Consider the following 13,892-nt stretch of genomic DNA (forward strand, 5'->3'; position numbering starts at 1 on the left):
CTGACATGCAGAGGTGAGGTAATGGCAGCCGCGTGACATGCCAATGGGGTCGGCTAGAGGATACCCAGGTACATCACAAGAATAACGCCTACCAGATTCGAAGTACTGTGCAGCACAATCGGCAGCAACACCGTACCACTCTTCTCGCGCGCGATGCCACAGAGCAGTGCCAGTCCAAAGACGATCGCAAGCTGGACCCAGCCATACTGGCCGAGATGCATGGCAGTAAATAATGCAGACGTGAGCAACAATGTGCCGGTAAACCCGAGCCATGTATGGCGCCATGCTTTATAGAGGTAACCGCGGAATACGAGCTCTTCAACCAATGGAGCCAGAAATACGATGACGAGCGCTGCGATGAGATGTTGTTGGCCAACCAGCGAGCGCATGAAGTCGCCGGGGTCGATCTCAAATACTTGTGCCACAAAATACTGGAACACATAGAACACCGCCAGAATTGGCAGCCATCGCTTTAGCTGGGAGATTGGAAAACGATGCCAGGCTAAAGTCTCTTTGCGGCTCTGGTTGGCAAAGCTGGAAATCGCCAGTAATACCGGCAGTACCAAAAGCGCTTGCACAATGTACATGCCTGCGAAAGCCGTTATTGTCTCAAGATGCGCTTCAATCTGGGCTTCGATTACTAACGGGTCCGGATCCATGCCGCTGATGGCAGACTGGTAACCAAGGTATCCGCCGTAGCCCGAGATATAAAGCACTGCGCCTATCACAGATAGCACAAATAACACTATGGCCCACAGCGATGCACGCCACGGTGACGGGTAGATAGGTCGCGTTTCCTTCTTTTGAGGTGAGCCGATGTCATTGCTGTCAATGAGGCTTTCCAAAATCGAAATCCTTTTACTTTTGAGGTTGAGAAAAGACCATCTATACCAGATATAGGGAGATGGTTAAAGTGGTTGGATGGTATAAGCTAGTCGACAAATAATTACATTCTAAGCTTTTTTTGAAGTTTCAATTATTGGTTGAGCCTTAATCATTTCGATGCGCGGCTAAATATGAAGTCGACCTAAATTCTATAAGATGTAAGTCAAATATCCTGAAGCTTGGTAAACCTCTTAATAACAACCGAAATGCAGGAGATCAGCACTCCTATTAAGAATATGGTTAATGCAGGGTAGGAAATCTCTCCGATCAATGCTCCCCGCATCAAATATATCCCGAAGCCAAAGAAGCTTACAAAGCCGAAGCAGCGATAGAATTCGTTATACATGATAATTCCCATAAAATTGAGATCGCGGGGAGTCCCGCGATCGCATAGATAATAGCTTATCTAGTGGTGGCTAGAGTAATACCAACGCCGACGAGGGCTCCAACTGCCATTCCTACAGGGCCTCCCCATGCAAAGCCAAGCGCAAGTCCGGCAATCCTCCCAGTGGCCCATCCCGCTGCAGTGCCGGCGCCCGCACCAAAGGCAGCATAGCCGATCGATTTATATGAGCCACCGGAAACATGCAAGGTTTCATAATCATTCAATACTTTCATAGTTCACTCCGTTTCTACTATTTTAAAATTTCGGAAATGTCGATCTGCCTCCCTGCAGATCTGACCGTTTCCGGTCTATGTGCAACCATTATCCTGGTAATGTTGAGCCTACTGATTTGGTCATTGACCAAAGACTCATTTGCCACATCCAGGTGGCTGGTTGCTTCGTCCATGAACAGAACTCTGGGTGAGCGGTAAAGGGCGCGAGCCAATATGATTCTTTGCTTCTGCCCGCCACTCAGATGCGCTCCGAGATCGCCCACGAGTGTCTGGTACTGCATGGGCATAGTGAGAATTTCATCGTGAATGCAGGCCATCGCTGCGCAGTCGGTAAGCTTCTTGAGATCCGGATTCTGCGAGAAGGAAGTAATATTGTCGGCAATGCTGCCAGCAAGAAGCTGGTCTTCCTGCATCACACCAGCGATCATGGCACGGTACTGTTGGACCTGTGAAATCGGCTTTCCATCGATCAAGATTTCGCCTTCGCTGGGGGTCAATAGACCCATGAGGCACTTGAGCAGCGTGGTTTTTCCACAGCCACTAGGGCCGGTAAATACGACGGTCTCGCCGGCTTGAATCTTGAAATTCAGGTTTTGGAATATAGGGGCATCTGACTCTCCGTAGGAGTAGCCAAGATTTCTGACTTCGATGCTACCGTTGAAGGTTTTACTGGAGAGCTCCAGTTGAAAGTGGTCTCTGCCGTTGTGGGAAGATTCCGGTCGGGTAAATACGATGTCTGACAGGCGGTCGAAATGTAGGCCAAGCATCTTGAATTCAATGAGCTTTGAGATTAACCCTTCTGTGGATTCAAGAAATCTCTGTTTATAGCTCATAAACGCGAACAGCATACCGATACTCATTGTGTTGCCCATCACCGCGAGAGCGCCCAGATACACGACCAGAAGGTTCTCTACTCCAAAAATGAGCCGTTGCGCCAATTCATAGCTAATGGTCCATCGACTCACTTTTATATCTTTGTTGATTGAGTCTGCCAGTAGGTTCTGCCATTCATTGTGCCGATCGTTTTCACGTTGGAAGACTTTTACTGTCTGGATCGCACGGATAGATTCCATAAAGTGCGTGTTTTCTTGTGCTTGTGCCTGAATCGTCTCTTCTGACCTGAGCCTGAGCGGTCGGTATAGCGATAGCCGCAATAGCAGATAAATAAGTGCGGCAATGACAACTACGGCGCTGAGCTTCAGGTCGTAGATAAACATTGCCAAGAGGGTGATGATGGCCATCAATCCATCGACAACGGTGGTCACAAGGCCTGTAGTCAACAGCTCCCTAATGTGTGTGAGTGATCCAAAGCGGGAAACCACATCGCCCATATGCCGTGAAGAAAAGTACTCAAGTGGTAAACGAATCAGGTGTCGAAAGAGATTTGACGCCATCTGAATGCTCAGGCGGCTGGAGATATGGACAATCACCCATTGCCGCAACGTGCTCGTGGCCGTTTGTATTACGAGTAGAAGCGCGAACCCCAAGGCAACAGCTGTGAGTAAGTGTGTATCGGTGCGAAGGATGATGTCGTCCACAACCGTCTGCATATAGAAGGGAGATAGAACCGCGAATATCTGAAGAAATAGCGAAAGTATCAGCACCAGGAGTAGACTTCTCTTCAGCCCCTTCGTGCGGGACCAGAAGTGCCAAAGCTTTAATTTGTGTTGCTCCTCTTTTGCCTCGAATCCTTCCGCCGGACTCAGTTCCAAGGCAATTCCGGTAAAGTGGCCGCTAAACGTTTCCTTGGTCATGACAACTTCACCCATTGCCGGGTCAAGTATCGTCACTTTTTTTCCGCTTACTCTGGCGAGTACGACAAAATGGTTCATATCCCAGTGGACGATGCAGGGTAGCTGCAGTTGCCCAACGTGTTCGAGGTCAAGGCGGAGTGCCCGCGTAGAAAGTTGAAGTTCAGAGGATACTTCGATCAGTGTTTTTAGCGTCGTCCCCCGGTTGGAAATCCTGAAACGCTGACGTAGAGCTGTCATTGATAGTTTTAGCCCATGATGTCCAGCAATCATTGCGATACAGGCCAGACCACACTCTGAAGCCTCGGACTGACGGACCAGGGCGGTTTTACGGCGAAGTCCAAAATTGAGCTGGCTTTCCATTCTCCCCTGGACGGGTATAGCGGGTGGAGTAATAGCACTCATTGAATTCGCCCCCGTAAGCTCAACAACGGCTCGATTAGCCACTCCACAAGGCTTCTTTCTGCCAGCTCGATATCAGCTGATAGGGTCATTCCCGGCTTTAAAGAAACGCGACGGCCAAAAGCGAGGAGTTCCTGCTGTTTCAGATGGACTGTGGCTCGATAAACGGGTTCCGTCACCCGAACCGGAGAATCTACAACTTCATTGGGGAGGAGAATGGAGTCCGAGATCTCTTTGATCGTTCCCTGATGGACCCCAAATTTTTGATACGCAAAGGCCTGGTAGCGAATACGTATCTCCTGTCCTCTTTCGACGAATCCTGAAGCTCTGACTGGAACCAGTAGTTTGACGACTAAGGCATCATCCTCCGACAGTAGGGTGAGGAGTGGTTGGCCCGCATGTGCTGTTTGTCCTCTGGTGGCCATGATGTTGCCAACTTTCCCGCTTTTAACGGACTTCACCGTGTAGGTGTGGCGGGCTTCTACCTCGGCCATCCGTTGATTCAGATCTGAAAGGCGAGATTGAAGTGAGCGAATGTCGTTCTCATGGTCATGAGGAAGAAGCTCTCTGGTGAGCTGCAGCTCACGGAGCTTATTTTCCGAAAGTAGCTGAGTTCTTTGCAGTAGTTGTTGTTCGTTTTCGAGCTCCAAATCTCTCGTCGTCGCAAACTCTAGTTCGATATCTGAGATATAGCCATCGCCATTTAGCTGTCGATACCTCATGGTCTGAGATTGACTAATTTTTTGTCTGCTTTGTAAGTTTTTGAGCTGACTTTTTATAAGAGAAAGCTCTGTGATAGCTGAGGAGATCTGAAATTCCAGGGTTTTCAATTTTTCAGGAAAGGACTTCTGCTTTTGTTGGATTTCACTTTTTATCAGTCGTTCCTGCTCTTCGAACTCGGCGAGTATCAGCTGCTCGATCTTTTGCCCGCCGCCTAGATGGCTCTCACTACTGATTTTCAGTAATTCTTGTCCAGTTGCTACGGTATCTCCCTCGTTGACAAGAATGGCCGTCACAACTCCATTTCTGCTGGCGGTGAGGCGAACCTCTCCTGTGTTTGGTTCAATCCATCCCTGTACCGTTGCTTTTCTGGAAAAGCTACAGTTAACCAGCCATATGGCGACGAGCAGAATCCAGAAAGTTAGAAAAGTGACGATAAGCCAATGAGGGATGCTTTGAGAAAGCAAAACTTCACCGTGAAGGCGATTCTCTAAATTTGCAGTGACTTCACGTCGAAAGAAATTAGCCACGAGACGATCCTTGTCTGATACGGCAATTTATTGTTCAGCGAGTAGATGCAAAGACTAATAACGGCGGAGGGCAAGGACAATAGGGATTTTGTCGAAGAATTTTCAATTGTGGTTTTTGTGAGACAGTTCTCTTACTGGTTGTGTCCAATTGATACGGGTTTACCAGTCTCTTGTTGTCGGAGTGTCTATTTTGTTTGGATGAAAAAATTTATTCGGATAGTAAAGAAATAGATCTATTAGGCTTTGGTGGTTAGCATGTCGGCATATTTTGCATGAAGTCGGGTGACTTGCCGTTTTAGTGAGGTGAGCGTTCCGCTGTTGTCGAGGACATCATCCGCTTTGGCTAGTCGGCGGTCTCTAGGTAACTGTGCCTGCATAATGTTCCTGATTTGCTCAACAGAATTTTCATCGCGGGCGGTTGCTCGAGCAATTTGGAGGTCTTCAGGGATGTCCACAACGCAAATACGCTGCACCAGCTCAAATTGCCCGGACTCTATAAGCAGTGGAGATTCGAGGATGGCGTAAGGGCTTTCGCTGGCATTTAAGGCTTCGATGATCGTTTGACGGATCAGGGGGTGCAGTAGTGCTTCGAGCCACTGGCGTTCGGCTGCGTTGGAGAAGACCTGCTCTCGTAGCTTGGCTCGGTTGAGCTGCCCGTTGTCGAGGAGAATGTCGCTGCCGAAGTGTTGGGCGATTTGTTCCAGTGCGGGTTGGCCGGGTTGTACGACCACGCGGGCTGCCCAGTCGGCGTCCACGACGTTGATGCCCAGTTCCCTGAAGCAGTCTGCTGCGGCAGATTTTCCGCTGCCGATGCCACCGGTCAAGCCGACTATAAACATGGGGGCCATCCGTGTTGAAGGTTTGCTCTGTATTGTAGCGAGGCAGGGAAGGATGCGGAATCGGTTGGGGCGCTACTGAGTGAGGTCGGGCCGGGGCAGGGAGCGCCGGGGCAGGGAGCGCAGCTTCCTGAATCCGGGAAGCTGCGACACGTTTCCGATCGTCAGGAGCCCAGGCCGGAGAAGGCGAAATACCAGCCCATAATGTCTTCGCCCCACAACATGGCGATCCAGCCAGCACCAGCCAGATAAGGGCCAAAGGCGATTGGCAGGTTGCGGTCGCGGCCGGCAATTGCGCTCCAGGTAAGGCCGGCAACAGCGCCAACCGCTGCGGACAGGAGTATCACGAGGGGCAGGGCCTGCCAGCCAAACCAGGCACCGATTGCCGCGAGGATCTTGAAGTCTCCGGCTCCCATCCCTTCCTTGCCGGTAACCAGCTTGAAGATATGGTAAATCGTCCACAGGGACAGATAGCCGGCGATGGCTCCCACCACGGCATCTTGCAGGGGAACGAAAATGCCCCAGCAATTGATCAGCAGTCCGGCCCACAACAGGGGCAGGGTAATGTTGTCGGGCAGCAGTTGCTTGTCGAAGTCGATGCCGGTAAGTGCGACCAGCGCCCAGGTGAACACACAGCCGGCGAGGGCTTGCCAGGTGAAGCCCAGTTGCCAGACCACGATCGCGGTGAGCAGTGCTGTGGCGAGCTCGATCAGCGGGTAGCGCTTGGAGATCGCGGTATTGCAGGCACTGCACTTTCCTCCGAGCATCAAGTAGCTGATGACGGGAATGTTGTGCCAGGGTTTGATCTCGGTGTCGCAATTGGGGCAGTGGGAATGCGGCAGAATCAGATTGAACGACTCCTCCAGCTGCGCTTTTTCATCTGCTGGGGGCGTTTTGTCAAAGTACTGGTAGAAGTCCCGCTTGTATTCCCGTTCCATCATGATCGGCAGGCGATAGATGACGACATTGAGGAAGCTCCCGATCAGGGCCCCCAAAACAAAAGCGCTGCCAATCAGCAGCGCCATGTGTGAAGCAAGATAATCCATTCTTTATACAACGTTACCGAGCTGGAAGATGGGCAGGTACATGGCGATCATCAGGCCGCCCACGAGAATACCCAGTACTGCCATAATCATCGGTTCGAGTAGTGTGGTGAGGTTGTCGACCATATTGTCGACGGCCTCTTCATAGAAGTCGGCGGCTTTAGCCAGCATCTCGTCCAGGGCACCGGATTCTTCACCAATCGAGGCCATCTGCACGAGCATGGTCGGGTAGAGGCCGGAGTGGCGCATGGCGCTATTCAGGGTGATACCGGTGGCGACAGACTCACGAATCTGCAGGGTGGATTGCTCGTAAACCGAGTTACCCGTTGCACCGGCCACAGACTTCAATGCGTCAATAAGCGGTACACCAGCGGCAAAGGTGGTAGACAGCGTGCGGGCAAAACGCGCAGCAATCGAGTTATAAGTAATTTGCCCAAAAATGGGCATGCGCAAGATGAGGCGATCGAAGGCTTCCTGCACTTTCTTGTTGCGCTTTTTAACTTCGATTAAACCACCGATACTACCCAGCACTACGATCAATGCGATGAACCAGTTGGCTTGCATCCATTCTGACATACTGACCACCATGCGGGTAAATGCCGGCAGTTCTGCACCAAAGCTCGAGAAAGTCTCCGCAAACTGCGGAACTACTTTCACCAGCAGAATTGAGGTCACGACAATTGCGACCACGACTACCGCGATCGGATAGGTCATGGCCTTTTTGATTTTGGCTTTGAGTGTTTCTGTTTTCTCTTTATAGGTGGCGATACGGTCCAGCATGGTCTCGAGCGCACCGGATTGCTCACCGGACGCGACCAGGTTGCAGAACAAATCATCGAAGTATAAAGGATGCTTTCGCAGGGCTTCGGCGAAGGCAGTACCAGATGCCACATCATCGCGGACCTTGAAGATCAGGTCTTTCAGACCATCGTTGTCCACGCCGTCTGCAACGATCTCAAAGCTCTGCACTAGTGGCACACCGGCCTTCATCATGGTGGCCATCTGGCGGGTAAACAGGGCGATATCTGCCGGTTTTACCTTTTTCTTGCCACCAAACAGGGGCTTCGGCTTTTTCTGGACCTTGTTGGCGATAATGCCCTGCTTGCGCAGCTGCGCCTTGATGAGCGCGGGGCTGGTGCCATTGATTTCGCCTTCGACCTTGTTGCCTTTGTTATCAACACCTTTAAAGATGTATGCGGCAGCTGTGGCATTGGCCATATCTTATACCTGTTGCTTAATCACTTTGGGCGTCATCTGGCCGCCCGTACTTCTTATTGTTGCATCCTGATCATGCCAGGATGGCCTGCATGTTGTCTTAGTCGTTGGTTACCCGGTTGGCCTCTTCCAGGCTGGTGACCCCCTGTACAACCTTTCTCAGCGCAGAGGTGCGCAGGTTGTTGAACCCTTCGCTCTTGGCCTGATCGGCAATTTCAATGGAATTGCCACCTTCCATGATAATTCGCGAGATCCCATCAGTGATGCGAACCACTTCATAGACGCCGACCCGCCCCTTGTAACCCTTGGAGCAGTGTTCACAGCCTACGGGCTGATAGATCTTCCACTCCTTGCGCTCGATGGTCACTGCGTCGAAGCCTTCTTCCTTGAGCACCTCTTCCGGAAGAGTGATGGGCTTTTTGCACTCACCGCACAGGCGACGTGCCAGTCGCTGCGCGATGATCAGGCTGACAGAGGTGGCAATGTTAAACGAGGGGACCCCCATGTTCATCAGGCGGGTCAGGGTCTCTGGTGCAGAGTTGGTGTGCAGTGTCGAGAGAACCAAGTGGCCAGTTTGCGCGGCTTTGATCGCGATTTCTGCCGTTTCGAGGTCCCGGATCTCACCCACCATCACGATATCGGGATCCTGACGCAGGAACGAGCGCAGTGCCTCGGCAAAGTTCAGGCCCACTTTGTTGGAGACGTTGACCTGGTTGATCCCCTCCAGGTTGATCTCTACCGGGTCTTCCGCGGTGGAAATGTTGCGCTCCGGGGTGTTCAGGATATTGAGGCCAGTATACAGAGATACGGTTTTACCCGAACCGGTTGGCCCGGTCACCAGGATCATACCCTGGGGCTGGCCCAGGGCGTCCATATATAGTTGCTTCTGCTCGTCCTCATAGCCCAGCGCATCAATGCCGAGTTTGGCGGATGACGGGTCGAGGATCCGCAGTACGATCTTTTCCCCCCACAGGGTCGGGAGGCTATTGACCCGGAAGTCGATGGCTTTGGTCTTGGACAGCTTCATCTTGATTCGGCCGTCCTGGGGCACGCGCCGTTCAGAGATATCCATTTTTGACATCACTTTCAGGCGTGCCGCCAGGCGAGTCGCCAGCTGGATCGGGGGTTTGGCGATTTCGTGCAGAACGCCGTCGGTGCGGAAACGTACGCGATAGCTCTTCTCGTAGGGTTCGAAGTGGATATCGGAGGCACCAGTACGGATCGCATCCAGCAGTACTTTGTTGACAAAGCGTACAACCGGGGCCTCGTCGCCGCCGGGCTCACCATCCTCGCTTTCCTGGGTATCACCACCGCCTTCGACGTTGAGCGCATCGAGATCCTCGTCATCCATGCCATCCAGGCCGGCACTAATGTCCGAGCTATTGGACAGATAACTTTCGATGGCCTTGGCCAGCTTGTCCGCTTCGACAAGGACCGCATCAGTATTAAGCCCGGTGTTGAAGTTGATCTCGTCCAGGCCGGACAGGTTGGTCGGGTCAGCCACAGCAACAAACAGACGGTTGCCACGCTTGTAAAGGGGCAGTGTGAAATGCTTGCTGATCAGTTTTTCATCAATGATGTCTTTGGGGATCAGATCAAAGTTGTAGGTGCCGAGGTCAAAGACTGGGGAGCCAAAGGCATTGGAGGCAATGGTGGCGAGTTCACGGCTCTTGACCAGCTTGGCTTCTACCGCATGTTGTGCAAATGTCTGGCTTTCCCGGCGTGCAGCCTTCATGGCCGACGCTGCGGTCGTCTCATCGAGAATCTGCTCTGCTACCAGCTGCTTGGCCAGTCCATTGAGGGGGATACTGCTCATGATTCTTACAATGCCTGGGCTACGGTTGTGCGATCGGTCGAATTTTGCGCGTTTTTTAAACGATTTATAGGGCTACCCGGGAGAAGGTGAGTTGCTTCGCTCTCAGCCCAATTGGCGCGCTTAGCCCCAATATATCGAATTCGCCAGAGTTGGCCAATCAACTAGGTCGCATTTAGGCCATATAAGGAAGGCGCTCATTGGGGCGCCCAATTTCTGAGCGGCGACCGGGACCAAAGTGGCTTCCGTGCTGCCATGTCTCCTGCCTGCCCAAACGGCTTGGACCTGACAAATTTTGTCACTTGGTGAGTCTCTGTGACACGCTTAACTCGAATTGCCTAAAAAATACCCAGCTAATTCTTTGATTTTGTTGCAGTTTCGCGGTTGCGCGTATTGGCACATTGCTTGTATTGTTTTACGCGACTTCCTCACGGGATTCATCCAACAATCTAATTGTCTGTATGGAGACGGTTACAATGAAAAAACAACAGGGTTTTACTCTTATTGAATTGATGATCGTAGTTGCGATCATCGGTATTCTGGCGGCTGTGGCTCTGCCGGCTTACCAGGACTACACCGTTCGCGCGAAAATGTCTGAAGTGGTACTTGCCGGTAGTGCATGCCGCACCACTATCACTGAATCTGTTCAGTCTGCTGTAGGTTCTACTTTGCCTACTGGCGGTACTTGGGGTTGTGAATCCTCCAGCGCCGCAACTAAGTACGTACAGAGCATTGCTACTGACGACAATGGTGTGGTCACTATTGCCGTTCAGGGTCTCGCACCGAGCGTTACTGATGGTCAGCTGGTAACCCTGGTCCCGATGACTGGTCCTAATGCAGGCGATACTCTCACCAATGCCGACGTAGGCGCTTTGATCTATGGCTGGCGTTGTGGTGCTTCTGGTGATGGTACTAGCGTCGATCCGAAGTACCTGCCAGGTTCCTGCCGCGGTGGTTTCTAAGTTCTAGTTTAAGTAGGCTTAGTAAAGGCCCCGCTATCGCGGGGCTTTTTACTTTTTGTCGTTTGTCGTTTGTCGTTTGTCGTTTGTTGTTTGTGCATAGGTACCGTATTGGACGGGTTGAGAGGTGAACATATTGAGCCGGCGAACTTCTCTGCTTGATTTTATTCTGGTCGTCCTTGCTCTATCGGCCATCAGCTTTACTTCCTATTTTGGCTTGCCAAACCCGATTCCGGTTGGACTTGCGAGTTCGCTCGGGGTAGCTTGCCTAGTGTTGTCCGCGGTTCTGCTCCTGGGATGGCGATTCCCCAGACTTTCTGTCGTCATTACGCTGATTATTCTTGCCGCCTGTTTTTTGTTGACCGTTACCAACTGGTGGCACTTCCAGTATTTTCAGGTCTTCTTCAATTTTGAGTACCTGCCCTTTGCGCGGGATGGGGGTGACTCCCTCAAGGCGCTGTCGGCATTTGAGTACAAGTCGGAACTGATTCGGGTAGGTGCTCTTTACCTTGTTTTGTATGCCGCTTACTTGTGCTGGCTGAGATATGGAGTAAAGAATAGATGTACCGGAGTTGTTGCGGGCTCGTTCTTTCTGAGTGGCGTTGTCTTACTACTCTGGGTTGGTGTTGTTGTCTCAGATCTGCGCAAAGCGAATGCTTTTACGCTCTCGCCGCATTATTTGCACCCTGTTCATGCCTTCTTGATGCCTCTTGGCGGCGTTTCTGAAGATACTTTTTCAGACTGGTCTTACTTCAAGTTTAGAAATCAGGTGTTAGAGGACGACCAGTTTTTACCTGAAGACTTAGAGCGAGAGAAATACAACATTCTTGTGTTAACGATGGAGTCGTTTCGTGCTTCATTTATCGGCGCCTACGGATCCCAGAGAGGCCTGACACCTAATTTCGATCGCATCGTACAGCGTGGTGTATTGTTTCGAAATTTTTTTGCCAATACCAATTACACGGTAAAAGGTGAGAATGCCATTATTTGTGGTTTTTTTGACCATAATGCCAAGATATCTATCGCTGAGTATCCGGGTGAGAAAAACCTGAATTGTCTGGCCTCTTTGCTAGCTGAATATGGCTATGAAACGCTTTACATGCATGCGAACTACGGAAAATTTTACAACCGAATTCAATTCATGCCGCAGCAAGGATTCCGCGAGGTATATTTCCATGCGGATGTAGAGCCTTTGGGATTGGACTCTCCTGACTATATTGGCTGGGGATTGTCTGATGCTGAGTTTTTTAAATTGGCCATTGATAAAGTGTCTGACCGAGAAGCGCCTTTTTATGCGCATGTGATGTCGATTAGTAATCACTATCCATTTGATTATGACTGGCCAGTAGATGTGCCGAATGATCTGAGATTGCTAGAGGACGAAGAAAAAGTATATAGGGGGTATGAGAACGCGATTTTTTATAGTGATTACGCGTTAGGTGTCTTCTGGGAAAAGTTTGAGAATAGCGAACTGGCGGAGAATACTATTGTTTTGATTACCGCTGACCACGGAGTTTGGTCTTTTTCGGAAAGTGTCCGAGGGAGTGAAGAACGACAGACCGAAGATTTCTTCCGTATGCCCCTGTTTGTTTATCATCCAGATATGGATGGGTTTCAGGAGGTGGAGCAAATCTCTAGTCAGGTGGATATTCCTGTAACCCTGTTAAATCTGGTGGGTGCAGAGTTTGATGCAGATACCTTTATTGGCAAGGATTTGTTTGATGAGGTGGCGAGTCCCTGGGCTGTCTTGATGAAGGGGGGGCAGATCTCGTTACGGGAAGCGCATCAGCTTTGCTTGCCTGCTAAGTCAGAGTGTGCGGGTGCATACCAATCATGTTGGGCCACGACCAGTGCAGCAGATGTCTCCGACTTTTTCGGTGGTGCCCAGTGCTATGAGGTGGATGGCGACCCGCTGAGAGGTGGTGAGTTACATCCAATGGCATCTGCCGATTCTCGTATCGATGGTGCTTTTGGCATGGTTGCTTATGAGAATCGACGGTTGTTTGAAGAATCAGCCTCCTCTGAGGTTAATGCGCCTGTACATCCCAGCTTACGTGAATTTTTCAGGGAGTTGGAGCGTGGTAAGTAGGCCATAACTATGCCATATATTCGTGCTCTCGATGGCTTTCGCGCGATTTGTATTGTCTTGGTGCTGGCTTTTCATGCGCGTGTTCCTAGCTTTTCCGGTGGTTTCCTTGGGGTTGACCTTTTCTTCGTCTTAAGTGGTTTCCTGATTACTACGCTGTTACTGGTCGAATATGGCTCGACCGGTAAGGTCGAGATACGGACATTTCTTTGGCGGCGCTGCTTGCGATTGTATCCAGCGCTTGTATTGCTTGTTGTTTTGTATCTCCTGTTTGCGCCTTTTTTATGGCCCTCTTATGAGTTCCACTGGCGCGACGCGCTGGCTACATTGCTTTACCTAAGTGATTATGGCTATGCCTACGGCGGTCTTCCCCACTATTTACGGCATACATGGTCGTTGGCTGTCGAGTTTCACTTTTATCTGATCTGGCCATTTTTCCTGTTATTCGCCTTGCGCAGGCTGCAAATTATAGGTGTCCTTCTACTGGTGGCAGTTCTTTATGCGCTGGTAATTGCCGCGAGAGTTCTTTTGATCTCGGTCTTTGATGCCAGTTGGGATGAAGTGTATAGCAGGTTTGATACTCGCCTGGGCGGGCTGCTATGCGGGGCTCTGCTGTCATTGTTCATGAAAGTGTGCTCGGAAATACGGTTCTCGGGTATCTTTTTCCTGATACCGATCTTCGTGTTTGTGTTTGTATTTGGGATGGTTGCGTGGGGCGACCGCTTTTTTTTCAACTTCGGGATTGCGCTTGCAGAAGTCTCGGCGGCACTAATCCTATGGGCAGTACTTTTGGGCTACGCAAAATTCCTTGAGCTCCCTGTATTGGTCTGGATAGGGAAGCTCTCATATGGGATTTACCTGTTTCACTACCCATTTGTTTTGTATTTTCGGCCGACTCTCGACTGGCCCGAACTGTTTTTGGTGTCTACGGTAGGTGGTCTCATTCTTGCGGCTTTTTCCTATTATTGTGTTGAACGGTTTGCGCGTAATTTCAGTACTGCTACCAGCAGGCCTGTAAGCGCTTGAATGTGGAC

At 50.8% G+C, this 13,892-nt stretch carries 11 protein-coding genes; 3 read left to right on the forward strand and 8 right to left on the reverse strand.

Annotation, left to right across the window (positions count from 1 at the left end; translation table 11 throughout):
- Positions 1-53 precede the first annotated feature (53 nt).
- From ACXAD0_RS07490 to pilB, 8 genes are all read right to left on the reverse strand, one after another.
- Positions 54-845 (reverse strand): lysostaphin resistance A-like protein, encoded by a 792-nt coding sequence (locus ACXAD0_RS07490; RefSeq protein ID WP_475087749.1) that lies wholly within the window; start codon positions 843-845, stop codon positions 54-56.
- Between the two features lie 442 nt (positions 846-1,287).
- Entirely contained in the window at positions 1,288-1,503 is a 216-nt protein-coding gene (locus ACXAD0_RS07495) for a hypothetical protein (protein WP_475087750.1), read from the reverse strand.
- Positions 1,504-1,520: 17 nt separating this feature from the next.
- Complete coding sequence (locus tag ACXAD0_RS07500) at positions 1,521-3,617, reverse strand: peptidase domain-containing ABC transporter (RefSeq protein WP_475087751.1); 2,097 nt, start codon at positions 3,615-3,617, stop codon at positions 1,521-1,523.
- 38 nt (positions 3,618-3,655) lie between these two features.
- On the reverse strand, positions 3,656-4,906 hold the full coding sequence (locus ACXAD0_RS07505; protein WP_475087752.1) for an HlyD family secretion protein: 1,251 nt from the start codon (positions 4,904-4,906) through the stop codon (positions 3,656-3,658).
- A gap of 236 nt (positions 4,907-5,142) precedes the next feature.
- On the reverse strand, positions 5,143-5,745 hold the full coding sequence (gene coaE, locus ACXAD0_RS07510) for a dephospho-CoA kinase (protein WP_475087753.1): 603 nt from the start codon (positions 5,743-5,745) through the stop codon (positions 5,143-5,145).
- A gap of 161 nt (positions 5,746-5,906) precedes the next feature.
- Positions 5,907-6,788 carry a prepilin peptidase gene (locus tag ACXAD0_RS07515; protein ID WP_475087754.1) on the reverse strand — a complete coding sequence of 294 codons (882 nt, stop codon included), beginning with the start codon at positions 6,786-6,788 and terminating at the stop codon, positions 5,907-5,909.
- Positions 6,789-6,791: 3 nt separating this feature from the next.
- Positions 6,792-8,003, reverse strand: a complete 1,212-nt coding sequence (locus ACXAD0_RS07520) for a type II secretion system F family protein (RefSeq protein WP_475087755.1) — start codon at positions 8,001-8,003, stop codon at positions 6,792-6,794.
- Positions 8,004-8,100: 97 nt separating this feature from the next.
- The gene (gene pilB / locus ACXAD0_RS07525; RefSeq protein WP_475087756.1) at positions 8,101-9,816 is read right to left on the reverse strand and encodes a type IV-A pilus assembly ATPase PilB; all 1,716 of its coding nucleotides are present in this window, start codon (positions 9,814-9,816) and stop codon (positions 8,101-8,103) included.
- A 473-nt stretch (positions 9,817-10,289) separates the two neighbouring features.
- Here pilB and ACXAD0_RS07530 point away from each other — a divergent pair, with 473 nt between their 5' ends.
- The 3 genes from ACXAD0_RS07530 (at position 10,290) to ACXAD0_RS07540 (ending at position 13,884) form a co-directional block, all read left to right on the forward strand.
- Positions 10,290-10,775: a pilin gene (locus tag ACXAD0_RS07530; protein WP_475087757.1), complete on the forward strand. Its 486-nt coding sequence runs from the start codon at positions 10,290-10,292 to the stop codon at positions 10,773-10,775.
- A gap of 133 nt (positions 10,776-10,908) precedes the next feature.
- On the forward strand, positions 10,909-12,861 hold the full coding sequence (locus ACXAD0_RS07535; protein WP_475087758.1) for an LTA synthase family protein: 1,953 nt from the start codon (positions 10,909-10,911) through the stop codon (positions 12,859-12,861).
- A 9-nt stretch (positions 12,862-12,870) separates the two neighbouring features.
- Positions 12,871-13,884: an acyltransferase family protein gene (locus tag ACXAD0_RS07540; protein WP_475087759.1), complete on the forward strand. Its 1,014-nt coding sequence runs from the start codon at positions 12,871-12,873 to the stop codon at positions 13,882-13,884.
- The last annotated feature ends 8 nt before the right edge of the window (positions 13,885-13,892 follow it).

This window comes from Microbulbifer sp. ABF4_148 (assembly GCF_056158985.1).

Bases quoted from the DNA above. Each gene is read 5' to 3' on its own strand.
- ACXAD0_RS07495 (WP_475087750.1), bottom strand. From the start codon at position 1,503: ATGAAAGTATTGAATGATTATGAAACCTTGCATGTTTCCGGTGGCTCA.
- ACXAD0_RS07500 (WP_475087751.1), bottom strand. From the start codon at position 3,617: ATGGAAAGCCAGCTCAATTTTGGACTTCGCCGTAAAACCGCCCTGGTC.
- coaE (WP_475087753.1), bottom strand. From the start codon at position 5,745: ATGTTTATAGTCGGCTTGACCGGTGGCATCGGCAGCGGAAAATCTGCC.
- ACXAD0_RS07515 (WP_475087754.1), bottom strand. From the start codon at position 6,788: ATGGATTATCTTGCTTCACACATGGCGCTGCTGATTGGCAGCGCTTTT.
- ACXAD0_RS07520 (WP_475087755.1), bottom strand. From the start codon at position 8,003: ATGGCCAATGCCACAGCTGCCGCATACATCTTTAAAGGTGTTGATAAC.
- pilB (WP_475087756.1), bottom strand. From the start codon at position 9,816: ATGAGCAGTATCCCCCTCAATGGACTGGCCAAGCAGCTGGTAGCAGAG.
- ACXAD0_RS07530 (WP_475087757.1), top strand. From the start codon at position 10,290: ATGAAAAAACAACAGGGTTTTACTCTTATTGAATTGATGATCGTAGTT.
- ACXAD0_RS07540 (WP_475087759.1), top strand. From the start codon at position 12,871: ATGCCATATATTCGTGCTCTCGATGGCTTTCGCGCGATTTGTATTGTC.